Raw genomic sequence first — 11,484 nt, 5'->3', positions numbered from 1 at the left:
CAGCATCGCACGACCTGGTGATCATCCGCCCGTCGATGGATGACACTTGTGGCGTAACCCTCCGCGATCTTGAAAAGATTCGGCTGGCCGGTGCTTGGTATCCGCTTCTACGCCCCGGTAACGTCGCCCGGACGTGGGTCGGCAACGGTGCCGTGGCACGCCGTGATCGACCCTGCGCAGAGTGTCCAGTGTGGAGGTGCAGCGGTGAGTGCTGGAGCAATAATCGTCTGGGAAATACTGGGAACGGCCGCGTTGATCCTGCTCGGCAACGGCGTGGTCGCCAACCACGTGCTCCGCAAGAACAACGGTCACAACGGCGGCTTCCTCTTCATCACCTTCGGCTGGGCGTTCGCCGTCTTCACCGGCGCCAGCATCGCCGCGCCCAGCGGGGCGCACCTGAACCCGGCGGTCACGCTGGGGCTGGCGATCTCGGGCAAGACCGCCTGGGCGGACGTCCCGTTCTACTTCATCGGGGAGATGGCCGGCGCGATCATCGGCGCCGTGCTCTGCTGGGCCGCCTACAAGCTGCAGTTCGACGACCACCCCGAGCCCGAGAACACGCTGGGCATCTTCTCCACCGCGCCCCAGATCCCGAACGTCGCCTGGAACCTCGTCACCGAGATCATCGGCACCTTCGTCCTGGTCGCCTGGATCCTGCTCAGCCCGGCCGCCGCGGCCGCGTCCCCGAGTGGCGTCCCGACCTTCGGCAACTCCGCGCTGGGCTACGCCGGTGTCTCGTTCGTGGTCCTCGTGATCGGTACCTCGCTCGGCGGGCCGACGGGCTACGCCATCAACCCGGCCCGTGACCTCGGCCCGCGGATCGCGTACGCGTTCCTGCTGCCGATCAAGAACAAGGCGAACGCCAACTGGGGCTACTCGTGGATCCCGGTCGTCGGCCCGCTCGTCGGCGGCGCGCTCGCCGCACTCGTCTACCTCGCCGTCCACAACCTGACCTGATCGCCTCCCGAAGACGGAATTCCTGGAGCACACATGACTTCGTACGTAGCCGCGATCGACCAGGGCACCACCTCGACGCGGTGCATGATCTTCAACCACGAAGGCCGCGTGGTCTCGGTCGACCAGCGCGAGCACGAGCAGATCTTCCCGAAGGCCGGCTGGGTCGAGCACAACGCGGAAGAGATCTGGGAGAACACGCGCCGGGTCGCCGCCGGTGCGCTGGCCAAGGCCGACCTGACCGCCAAGGACATCGCCGCCGTCGGCATCACCAACCAGCGCGAGACCGCCCTGGTCTGGGACAAGACGACCGGCACGCCGGTGTACAACGCGATCGTCTGGCAGGACACCCGCACCGACCGGATCGTCACCGAACTCGGCAACCTCGGCGGCGGCCAGGAGCGTTACCGCGCCAAGGTGGGCCTCCCACTGGCGACGTACTTCTCGGGGCCGAAGGTCAAGTGGATCCTCGACAACGTCGAAGGCGCGCGCGAGAAGGCCGAAGCCGGTGACCTGATCTTCGGCAACATGGACACCTGGGTGCTGTGGAACATGACCGGCGGGGTGGACGGCGGCATCCATGTCACCGACCCGACCAACGCGTCCCGCACCATGCTCATGGACCTCGACACCCTGCAGTGGGACGCCGAGATCGCCGGCGATATGGGCATCCCCCTTTCGATGCTGCCGGAGATCCGTTCCTCGTCCGAGGAGTACGGCAAGGTCCGCGAGAAGGGCGCGCTGGCCGGCGTCCCGATCGCGGGCATCCTGGGCGACCAGCAGGCCGCGACGTTCGGCCAGGCCTGCCTTTCGCCCGGCGAGGCCAAGAACACCTACGGCACCGGCAACTTCATGCTGCTCAACACCGGCACCGAGAAGGTGATGTCGGAGAACGGGCTGCTCACCACGGTCTGCTACAAGATCGGCTCCAACGACACCATCTACGCGCTGGAAGGCTCCGTCGCCGTCACCGGTTCGCTGGTGCAGTGGCTGCGCGACAACCTCGGCCTGATCACGACCGCGGCCGAGATCGAGGAGCACGCGCGCAGCGTCGAGGACAACGGCGGCGCGTACTTCGTCCCGGCGTTCTCGGGTCTGTTCGCTCCTTACTGGCGGTCCGACGCTCGCGGCGCGATCGTCGGGCTCACCCGGTTCGTCAACAAGGGCCACCTCGCCCGCGCGGTGCTGGAGGCGACCGCCTTCCAGTCGCGCGAGGTCATCGACGCGATGAACGCCGACTCCGGCGTCCCGCTGAAGTCGCTCAAGGTCGACGGCGGCATGGTCGTCAACGAACTGCTCATGCAGTTCCAGGCCGACATCCTCGGCGTGCCGGTGATCCGCCCGGTGGTCAACGAGACCACCGCGCTGGGTGCCGCGTACGCCGCCGGCCTCGCCGTCGGGTTCTGGAAGTCCGAAGACGACATCCGCACCAACTGGGCCCAGGACAAGCAGTGGGATCCGGCCATGGACGACTCCCGCCGCGAACGCGAGTACCGCAACTGGAAGAAGGCCGTGACCAAGACCTTCGACTGGGTCGACGACCAAGACTGACCACCGGCAACGAGGGTCCGGGGGCGCCTGTCACGGCGCCTCCGGCCCGCCCGTTCAGGCCTCCCAGCCCTCCGGTTCGCCGGACTGCTCGTTGGGGGCGATGATCAGGAAGTTCACCCCCTGGTCGTCCGCGACCCGCACCTGCCGCCCGTACGGGGAGTCGAACGGCCGGCCCAGTACCTGGCCGCCGAGTTCGGTCACCTTGGCCGCGCTCGCGTCGGCGTCCGCCACCCAGAAGTAGGCGGACCAGTTCGACGGCACCTCCGCCGGCACCGACGCGGGCAATGCGCCGACACCGCCGACCGGGCGGCCGTCGAGCAGGACCACCGAGTACGAGAAGTCGTCACTGGACAGGTCCTGGAAGCCGTAGCCGAAGACCTGCTCGTAGAACGCCTTCGCGGCCGGGTAGTCGCGGCTCATGCACTCGTTCCAGGCCGGCGTACCCGGGAGCGCCGTGACCTGCGTGCCGATGTGGTTGCCGTCCTCCCAGAGGCCGAAGACCGCGCCCGCCGGGTCGGCCACGACGGCCATCCGGCCCTCCTTCATCACCTCCATCACGGGCATGAGGATCTGCCCGCCGGCCTCGGTGATCGCCGCGGCCGTCTTGTCCACATCGGACACCGACAGGTAGGTCGTCCACACCGCTGGGGTGTCCTGGCCCGGTGAGGTCTGGCCGATGCCGGCGACGGGCCGCCCGCGCAGCATCGCCATGCCGTAGAAACCGGTCTCCTCACCGCCCCGGTGCACGTCCCAGCCGAACAGGCCGCTGTAGAACGCGACCGCTTTCGCCTGGTCGGGCACCATCAGGTCCACCCAGCTGGGTGTGCCGTCGGGCCACCGCTCGTCCCGGAACACCATTTCCGCTCCCAACCCTCGTCCGCGCCGCCTGGGGTGACGGCCGACACAGTGTTGCACCGGGCACCGACAAAAACAGGGCCGAAGGGCTCCCCACCACGGAACCGGGCCGGCCGGGGACGGTCGGTGAACAGCCTCAGCCGCGGACCAGCCGGGCGTAGACGACGATGTTGTCGACGTAGTTGTGCGCGCTCCGGTCGAAGACGCCGCCGCAGGTGATCAGCCGCAGCTCGGCGTCGGCCGTGTCGTTGTAGACGCCTTCGCTTTCGAAGTCCTTCTTCGGCACTTGGTGCACCTTCGTCACCTCGAACTGCGCCGTGGTGCCGTCCTTGCGGGCGACCGAGACGCGGTCGCCCGCGGCCAGCTCCTTCAGCCGGAAGAAGATGCCCTTCTGGTGGTTGCCGTCGACGTGCCCGAGGACGACCGCCGGGCCGACCTCGCCCGGCGTCGGCGCGTACGTGTACCAGCCCGCCTGCAACGGCGTGGTCACCGGCGGCACCTGGATGGTGTTGTCCGCGTTCAGCCCGAGCGGGATCAGCGACGAGTGCGCGCCGATCTTCGGGATGTCGATCGAAACCGGCTCCGACTTCGGCATCGCCGCGAGGACGTCCTGATCGCCGGCCCCGGGCTCCGGCGTCACCTCGACCGGCTGTCCCGCCGGTTGCGCGGTGGACGGCCCCGGACCGCCGCCGAACGTCAGGACCAGCACCGCCAGCGCCGCCAGCAACGCGATCACCAGGGTGATCAACACACCCCGTCCGCTCGTCATCCTCCTGGCCATGTCCTCCCCCTGACTGGTGCCCGCAGTTCACACGTCCGGGTGGTTCGATCGGTTGAGCCTGACCGTACCTCCGCGGACGGCCACTCCGGAGCCGTGGCTCCGGAGTGGTTCCCCCGATCAGCGGCGCCGGGCCCGCCGCGCCAGCACGAGACCGCTGCCGCCGACGGCGAGCACGCCCATGGCGGCCGCGGCCGCGAGCGGGGTGCCGGAGCTGTCGACGGGTCCGTCGGTCCCGCCGGTCTGCGGCGCGCCCGCGGGCACCTTGCCGACCTGCTTCTTCAGCGGCAGGACCTCGAGCGTCGCGGTCGAGGTCTCCGGGCCGCAGTGCAGCGTGACGGCGTACTTGCCGGGCTTGACCTTCCTGACGGTGCCGAAGGCGAAGCCGGGCCTGTCGGCGGCAAGCGCGGCCGACCGCACGTCGACCTTCTCATACGGACGGGTCGAGCAGCCGAAGTCGAGGTTCACCCGCGCCCCCGGCAGGGCCTTGCCCGGCGACAGGGACAGCTGCTTGCTGATCCGGGTCATCGGGCCGTCCGGAAAGTCGTTCCCCGGGGTGGTGGACGTGACCGGCGCCGCCGGCGTGGTCGTGGGCGTGGCGGCAAGCGCGGCACCAGGCGCGAGGACAAGGAAAGCCGCAGCAGCACCGGCGACGGCAATAACGTTCTTCATTCTTTTCTCCCCTGCGGAATGGATGCGAACGGTACCGGTAGACAGTTCCCCCTGCTCCGGCTTCATCCGTTCACCTACATACCCAAAGACGTCTCCACCTGCGGAAGGTTGCGCCACAAGGTTACGAATGCGTCGCGAATGCCCGCGTCGGGAACTCATGAAAAAAGCCACCCCGGAGCAGTGCTCCGGGGTGGCTTTTGAATTCGGGAATCAGCCGGCCATGCTGCCGTCGCCCGCTTTCGCGGCGCCGGAAGGCACCTTCGCGACCTGCGACGCGGGCACCGTGAATTGCGTGCTGTAGGTCTGGCTGCCGCAGGTCACCGTCAGCGGGTACGTCCCGGCCGCGGTGCCGGGCTTCAGCTGGACGTCGGCGCTGATGTTCGCGTCGACACCCATGAACGGGCCCGGGGTGTAGTTGCCGAAGGTCAGCACCGGCGAGGCGAACTTCGGCGAAGCGCCTTCGCACTTGGCCAGCGCGACGTTCGGCGCGTCGCGGACGTACTTGTCCACGAGCGTCGAGTTGATGGCCGTGTTCACGTTGAGCTGAACCAGGCCGGCGCTCGGCGCCGGAGTGGCACTGGGGGTGGAACCGGTGCTCTGCGCCATCGCCGGACCTGCCAGCGCCGTCGCCCCGATCACCGCTGCCGCAACGAAAACCACCGTCTTGCGCACTCTCGCACCCTTCACGTTCCCAAGCCTTACAACCGACAGGACGCGACGGGTGCGCCCGGGTTGCGTGCCGGATCAGTCGAGATCGTCGTGCCGCATCAGCTGGCGCCCGGCCTCGGTGATCGAGCCCGACAGCGACGGGTACACCGAAAATGTCAGTGCCAGGTGGTCCACTGTGAGCTGGTTCTGGACGGCGAGCGCGATGGGAAGGATGAGCTCGCTCGCCTGCGGCGCCACGACGACACCACCGACGACCACGCCGGTGGCGGGGCGGCAGAACAGCTTCACGAAGCCTCGGCGGAGGCCCTCCATCTTCGCGCGCGCGTTGGTGGCCAGGGGCAGCATGATCGTGCGCGCGGGCACCTCGCCGGAGTCGATCGCCTGCTGGCTGATGCCGACGGTGGCGATCTCCGGGTGGGTGAAGACGTTGGCGGCGACGGTCTTGAGCTTGATCGGCGCGACGCCCTCGCCCAACGCGTGCCACATCGCGATGCGGCCCTGCATGCTCGCCACCGAGGCGAGCATGAGCACGCCGGTGCAGTCGCCGGCGGCGTAGATCCCGGGAACGGAGGTGCGCGAAACGCGGTCGACGGTGATGAACCCGCCGGGGCCGGGCGAGATGCCGACCTTGTCGAGGCCGATGTCCTTGGTGTTCGGGACCGACCCGACGGTCATCAGCGCGTGGCTGGCTTCGATCACGCGGCCGTCGGCGAGGTGGATCTCGACGCCCTTCTCGGTGCGCTCGACGCGGTCGGCGCGCGCCTGCTTCGCGACGGTCGTGCCACGCTGCGAGAAGACCTCCTCGAGCACCGCGGCGGCGTCGGCGTCCTCGTGCGGCAGCACGCGGTCGCGGCTGGAGACGACGGTGACCTTGACACCCATCTCGGTGTACGCGGACGCGAACTCGGCGCCGGTGACGCCCGAGCCGATCACGGCGAGGTGCTCGGGCAGCTCGTCGAGCTCGTAGAGCTGGCGCCAGTCGAGGATGCGCTCACCGTCCGGCACCGCGCCGGGCAGGACGCGCGGGGTGGCGCCGGTGGCGATCAGGACGACGTCGGCGGGCAGCTTCTCGGTGCCGTCCTTCGTCGTGACGGCGACCTTGTGGGTCGCGAGGCCGGGCTCTTCGTCGCAGAAGCGGGCTTCGCCGATGACGACACGGACGCCTTCGCGCTGGACGCGGGCGCGGATGTCGGCGGACTGCGCGAGCGCGAGCCCCTTCACCCGGCCGTGGACGGTCGGGAGGTCGACGCGCGTGTCGGCCATGTCGGTGTTGATGCCGAGCTCGCCCAGGTCGTGCATCTTGGCCAGCGCGCCCGAACTCGCGATGAACGTCTTCGACGGGACGCAGTCGTAGAGCACGCAGGCGCCACCCAGGCCGTCCCGCTCGACGATCGTGACGTCGGCGCCGTGCTGGGCTGCGACCAGCGCGGCTTCGTAGCCGGCCGGCCCCCCGCCCATGATCACGATCCTGGTCACCTGAGTCCTCCTCGAAGTGCGTGCGTGCGGTGGTCTCACCGTACGCGGCGAAGGTGACCGGACACTGAAGTGGGCGAACACGGCGAGTGCGTCCACTCGGGTGAGGAAGGTGTCGCTACGCTGTCGGCGTGCCGTTGTATGCCGCGTACGGATCGAACATGGAGCCCGCCCAGATGCTGGAGCGCGCGCCGCACTCTCCGATGGCCGGCTCCGGCTGGCTGGAGGGGTGGCGCCTGACCTTCGGCGGCGAGGACCTCGGCTGGGAAGGTGCCCTGGCCACGATCGTCGAGGACCCGGGATCCCGGGTGTTCGTCGTCCTCTACGACGTGACGTCGCTGGACGAGACCGGGCTGGACCGCTGGGAAGGCGGCGAGCTGGGCATCCACAACAAGATCCGGCTGAGAGTCCAGACCATGGACGGCTCGGTCCTGGCCTGGCTGTACGTCCTGGACGCCTACGAAGGCGGCCTGCCCTCAGCGCGTTACCTGGGAGTCCTGGCCGACGCCGCCGAAGCCGCCGGCGCCCCCGCCGACTACGTCGACGACCTGAGAACCCGCCCCTGCACCGGCATCACCGGCTGACGAGTTCCGCCTCCAATCACGCGAGTTACGTCTCCAATCACGCGGGTGACGGGCTCGAACACGCGAGTTACGCGGCTCGTCTGGCGAAGTGTGTCTCCAGCTCGGCGAGCACGCGGCTGGGATCTCGGAGGTCGGCCGCCGTCGCCCGGATCGTGGCCCATCCTCGACCGGCCAGCCGCTGGTCCCGCACGGCATCGCGTTCGTGCCGCTCCTCGTGGGCCGCGTAACCGTCGTACTCCAGTGCGATGCGCAGCGTCGGCCAAGCGATGTCGAGCACGTACAACTTGCGGCCGTCGATGTCGGCGATCTCCAACTGCGCCTCCGGCACGGGGAACCCGGCCTCGACCACGATCAGCCGGAGGACGCTTTCCGGCGGTGATTCGGCCTTGCCGGTGGCAAGCGCCAGGAGCATCTGCGCCCTGTGGATACCTCGCTTGCTCCGGCGGTCCAAAATCCGGTCTCGGACGTTGTCCCGAAGCCTCTGGCAGTGGTCGGCCGCGAGCCCGCGCATGGCCTCGTCGAGCGCGGCGAAAGCCATGCGCTTGTCCCCGTCGCAGAGGAAATCGGCGAGGGCGAGGTCGAGTGAGAACGCCGCCAGCCCCTCGAGTTCGATCACATCGTGCGGCATGAATTCGGCCCGGTGGATGACCAACCCCGGCCTCGACTCCACCCGGCGGGCATAGGGCACGGTGAGGTGCACATCGGTGTCGCTGACAGCCGAAATCCCGTGCAAGGCAAGGGAAGTCGCGCCGGACAGGGCCGCAGGCGGACCGACCGCGATCAGTGCGGCCTGAGCTCGTGTCGCGAGATTGAGCGCGTCGGCCGCGTGAATGACCACGCCACGCCAGGGCTGTGCGAGGACGCCGGTCGCCAGCCCCTCGAGTACCGCTCGTCGCCCCAAGACCTTGTCGGCTTCACGGCGTGAAACAGCTCCATGTCGTCCTCCCCAAGTGATCACATAGTCGAGGATGAGGCCCTTCGACGATCAAGGGAAGAGCCTCATCCTCGGCCTGTGGATAACTCGGCCAGCCTGTGGACAACTTGTGTGCGGAAACCCGGAACTCGCGTGATTGCGGCCGGAACTCGCGTGATTGGAGCCGGAACTCGTCAGGCGAGGGTGGTTAGGGCTGTGTGGACCAGGGTTCGGACTCCGCACAGCAAGGCGCGTTCGTCGAGGATGAACGTGGGGCGGTGGATGTCCGATTGGGGGACTGAGGGGCCGGACCAGACGCCCAGGCGGGCGAAGGCTCCCTGGACGTGCTCCAGGTACCAGCCGAAGTCCTCGCCGCCGGAGGACTGTTCCGTGGGGGCCACCGCGCCCTCGCCGAGGGCGGCTTCGACGCCCGCGCGCATCAGGGCCGTCGAGTCCGGGTCCGAGACCACCGGGGGGACGCCGCGGCGGTAGTCCAGCGAGAAGCCGACGCCGGTGGGGGCCAAAAGCGACTCCACCGAGGACGCCACCAGCGGCTCCAGCGCCGTCCAGACCTCGTGGTCCGCCGTGCGCAGGGTGCCGCGCAGGACGCCGTCCTGGGGGACGGCGTTGGCCGCCTGGCCCGCGTGGACCGCGCCCCACACCAGGACCGTGCCGGAGCGGGGGTCGACGCGCCGGGAGAGCAACGCGGGCAGCGACGTGATGACCGTGCCCAGCGCGTGGACCAGGTCCGCCGTCAGGTGCGGCCGGGACGTGTGGCCGCCCGGCGACGTCAGGCGCAGCTCGATCAGGTCCGCGGCCGACGTCAACGCGCCGACGCGCATCCCGACCGACCCCACTTCGAGACGCGGGTCGACGTGCAGGCCGTAGATCCGCTCGACGCCGTCCAGCACGCCCGCCGCGATCATGTCCAGCGCGCCGCCGGGCATGACCTCCTCGGCGGGCTGGAAGATCAGCCGGACGCGGCCGGGCAGTTCCGGCGCGCCGGCCAGGGCGCGGGCCGCGCCGAGGAGGATCGCCGTGTGGGCGTCGTGGCCGCACATGTGCGCCGCGCCCTCCACGGTCGAGGAGTACGGCAGGCCGGTCGCCTCCGTGAGCGGCAGCGCGTCCATGTCCGCGCGCAGCGCCACGCACCGCTCGCCGCTGCCGATGTCGCAGACGACGCCGGTGCCGCCGGGCAGCACCCACGGCTTGAGCCCGACCGAGCGCAGCAGCGTGACGACCAGTTCCGTGGTCGCGAACTCGTGCCGCGACAGCTCCGGGTGCGCGTGGATGTGCCGCCGCCAGGCGAGCACGTCGGTCGCGTTGGCGCGCAGCCAGTCGTCGAGCCAGAACGGGCCGCGGCCCGCGCCAAGGTCTTCCACGGGAGCCATGCTTACGCCGGCTTCGGAAATGAGCGCCTCGGGCCCCTCCATGGGGTTGATGATGCGCCCTTGGGGGTCGCCTGGAACGTCCGGTCGTGAGTCGAGCACCGTCACGCCGCACCTCCTCCCGCAACACGGGCAACCCGCGCAGCGGCTGGGGTCACGCGTCGTGCCGATCGATCTGTCGTACGCATTTGCAGACGATCGTGCACCATGCAGGCGGCAAGCCGCGCCTCGAAATCAGCGGTCCTAGATGGCCGGTACCGGATCTGCGTTGAACGGTGTGCGCCAGTTCGGCAAAGCCGAAACCTCAGGACTTCTTGGCTTTCTTCGAACGGATCTTGCGGCCCCAGATCACCGTGCCGAGCAGGACGGCCGCGATGAACCCCGCGATCAGCTTGTTCTTGGTCTTCTCGGTGTTCGCCTTGTCGGTCTGGGCCGGGTCGAGGACCGGGCCGGGCGGCTGGGTCTGCGCCGGGACCAGCACCGGGGAAGCGTGCGCCACGGTCATCGTGACGACGGCCGGCCGCACCGGCTCGGCGAAGGCGGACGCCGGCGAAGCGGTGAACAGCACCGCGCCCAGCACTCCGACCAGGACCAGACCCCGCAGTTTCCCCATGTCATCCTTTCGCCACGACCAGGCATTCTGCCCGCGGAACCCCGCGCCCGTCAGCCACCGAACGCGTCGAGGATCCGCTGAGCACCGAGGGTAGCCGTCAGTTCACCGTCCCGCACCGCCCGCTCGACGTCGGGAACGACCGTTCGCACGTCCGGATGCACCGCCAGGCGACTGAGCAGCTGCTCACGCACCATCGCCCACGTCCAGTCGACCTGCTGCCGGCGCCGTCGCGCGTCGAGCTCGCCGGACGCCGTGAGTGTGTCGCGGTGCTTCTCGATGGCGCCCCAGACCTCGTCGAGGCGCAGGTTGTGCAGGCCGCTGCAGGTCAGCACGGGTGGTGTCCACGACGCTTCGGGCCCGTAGAGCATCCGCAGCGCGCCGGCCAGCTCCCTCGCAGCCCGCCGCGCGTCCCGCTCGTGATCGCCGTCCGCCTTGTTGACGGCGATCACGTCGGCCAGCTCCAGCACGCCCTTCTTGATGCCCTGGAGCTGGTCGCCGGTGCGGGCCAGGGTCAGGAACAGGAAGCAGTCGACCATGTTGGCCACGGTCACCTCGGACTGCCCGACGCCGACCGTCTCGACCAGCACGACGTCGTAACCGGCGGCCTCCATCAACACGATCGTCTCGCGCGTCGCCCGCGCGACGCCGCCCAGCGTGCCGGACGTCGGCGACGGCCGGATGAAGGCACGCGGGTCGACCGCCAGCCGGGCCATCCGGGTCTTGTCGCCGAGGATCGACCCGCCCGTGCGCGTCGACGACGGGTCGACGGCCAGCACGGCGACGCGGTGCCCGGCCGCGGTCAGGTCGGTGCCCAGCTGGTCGATGAATGTCGACTTGCCGACACCGGGCACGCCGGTGATGCCGACACGCCGCGCGCCACCCGAAGCAGGCAGCAGCTCGACCAGCAGCTCCTGCGCCGAAGCCCGGTGGTCTTCACGCTGCGATTCGACCAGCGTGATGGCCTTCGACAGCGTCCCGCGGTCCCCGGCGAGCACTCCCTCGGCGTACGCGGTGACGTCGATCTTGCGTGGCAA

At 69.5% G+C, this 11,484-nt stretch carries 12 protein-coding genes; 3 read left to right on the top strand and 9 right to left on the bottom strand.

Going from position 1 to position 11,484, the window contains the following annotated elements; translation table 11 throughout:
• Nucleotides 1–204: 204 nt before the first annotated feature.
• Nucleotides 205–957 carry an MIP/aquaporin family protein gene (locus tag A3CE_RS0128150; protein WP_026468945.1) on the top strand — a complete coding sequence of 251 codons (753 nt, stop codon included), beginning with the start codon at nt 205–207 and terminating at the stop codon, nt 955–957.
• 33 nt (nt 958–990) lie between these two features.
• Complete coding sequence (gene glpK, locus A3CE_RS0128145) at nt 991–2,505, top strand: glycerol kinase GlpK (protein ID WP_020643440.1); 1,515 nt, start codon at nt 991–993, stop codon at nt 2,503–2,505.
• 54 nt (nt 2,506–2,559) lie between these two features.
• Here the strand turns inward: glpK and A3CE_RS0128140 are convergent, their stop codons facing one another.
• The 5 genes from A3CE_RS0128140 to A3CE_RS0128120 all read right to left on the bottom strand — a co-directional run bounded on the left by A3CE_RS0128140 (nt 2,560) and on the right by A3CE_RS0128120 (nt 6,955).
• The gene (locus tag A3CE_RS0128140) at nt 2,560–3,363 is read right to left on the bottom strand and encodes a VOC family protein (RefSeq protein WP_020643439.1); all 804 of its coding nucleotides are present in this window, start codon (nt 3,361–3,363) and stop codon (nt 2,560–2,562) included.
• Nucleotides 3,364–3,496: 133 nt separating this feature from the next.
• Complete coding sequence (locus A3CE_RS0128135; protein ID WP_376741634.1) at nt 3,497–4,129, bottom strand: class F sortase; 633 nt, start codon at nt 4,127–4,129, stop codon at nt 3,497–3,499.
• Nucleotides 4,130–4,258: 129 nt separating this feature from the next.
• Nucleotides 4,259–4,810, bottom strand: coding sequence for a hypothetical protein (locus tag A3CE_RS0128130; RefSeq protein ID WP_043791107.1), 552 nt, complete (start codon nt 4,808–4,810; stop codon nt 4,259–4,261).
• 210 nt (nt 4,811–5,020) lie between these two features.
• Entirely contained in the window at nt 5,021–5,482 is a 462-nt protein-coding gene (locus A3CE_RS0128125; protein WP_020643436.1) for a hypothetical protein, read from the bottom strand.
• 72 nt (nt 5,483–5,554) lie between these two features.
• Nucleotides 5,555–6,955: an NAD(P)H-quinone dehydrogenase gene (locus A3CE_RS0128120; RefSeq protein WP_020643435.1), complete on the bottom strand. Its 1,401-nt coding sequence runs from the start codon at nt 6,953–6,955 to the stop codon at nt 5,555–5,557.
• A 128-nt stretch (nt 6,956–7,083) separates the two neighbouring features.
• Here A3CE_RS0128120 and A3CE_RS0128115 point away from each other — a divergent pair, with 128 nt between their 5' ends.
• Nucleotides 7,084–7,536: a gamma-glutamylcyclotransferase family protein gene (locus A3CE_RS0128115; RefSeq protein WP_185839836.1), complete on the top strand. Its 453-nt coding sequence runs from the start codon at nt 7,084–7,086 to the stop codon at nt 7,534–7,536.
• 67 nt (nt 7,537–7,603) lie between these two features.
• Here the strand turns inward: A3CE_RS0128115 and A3CE_RS0128110 are convergent, their stop codons facing one another.
• The 4 genes from A3CE_RS0128110 to meaB form a co-directional block, all read right to left on the bottom strand.
• Entirely contained in the window at nt 7,604–8,437 is an 834-nt protein-coding gene (locus A3CE_RS0128110) for an endonuclease domain-containing protein (RefSeq protein WP_020643433.1), read from the bottom strand.
• A 206-nt stretch (nt 8,438–8,643) separates the two neighbouring features.
• The gene (locus A3CE_RS0128105) at nt 8,644–9,945 is read right to left on the bottom strand and encodes an amidohydrolase (protein WP_026468942.1); all 1,302 of its coding nucleotides are present in this window, start codon (nt 9,943–9,945) and stop codon (nt 8,644–8,646) included.
• Nucleotides 9,946–10,141: 196 nt separating this feature from the next.
• Entirely contained in the window at nt 10,142–10,450 is a 309-nt protein-coding gene (locus A3CE_RS0128100) for a hypothetical protein (RefSeq protein WP_020643431.1), read from the bottom strand.
• A 50-nt stretch (nt 10,451–10,500) separates the two neighbouring features.
• Complete coding sequence (gene meaB / locus A3CE_RS0128095) at nt 10,501–11,484, bottom strand: methylmalonyl Co-A mutase-associated GTPase MeaB (protein ID WP_020643430.1); 984 nt, start codon at nt 11,482–11,484, stop codon at nt 10,501–10,503.

The organism is Amycolatopsis balhimycina FH 1894, assembly GCF_000384295.1.
GTDB lineage: Bacteria > Actinomycetota > Actinomycetes > Mycobacteriales > Pseudonocardiaceae > Amycolatopsis > Amycolatopsis balhimycina.
Note: the sequence above shows the minus strand (reverse complement) of the source record. Positions and strands in the feature narration are given on the sequence as shown.

What these genes read in the sequence shown, in the direction of transcription:
- A3CE_RS0128140 (WP_020643439.1), bottom strand. Translation starts at nt 3,363, where the DNA reads ATGGTGTTCCGGGACGAGCGGTGGCCCGACGGCACACCCAGCTGGGTG.
- A3CE_RS0128130 (WP_043791107.1), bottom strand. Translation starts at nt 4,810, where the DNA reads ATGAAGAACGTTATTGCCGTCGCCGGTGCTGCTGCGGCTTTCCTTGTC.
- A3CE_RS0128135 (WP_376741634.1), bottom strand. Translation starts at nt 4,129, where the DNA reads ATGACGAGCGGACGGGGTGTGTTGATCACCCTGGTGATCGCGTTGCTG.
- glpK (WP_020643440.1), top strand. Translation starts at nt 991, where the DNA reads ATGACTTCGTACGTAGCCGCGATCGACCAGGGCACCACCTCGACGCGG.
- A3CE_RS0128100 (WP_020643431.1), bottom strand. Translation starts at nt 10,450, where the DNA reads ATGGGGAAACTGCGGGGTCTGGTCCTGGTCGGAGTGCTGGGCGCGGTG.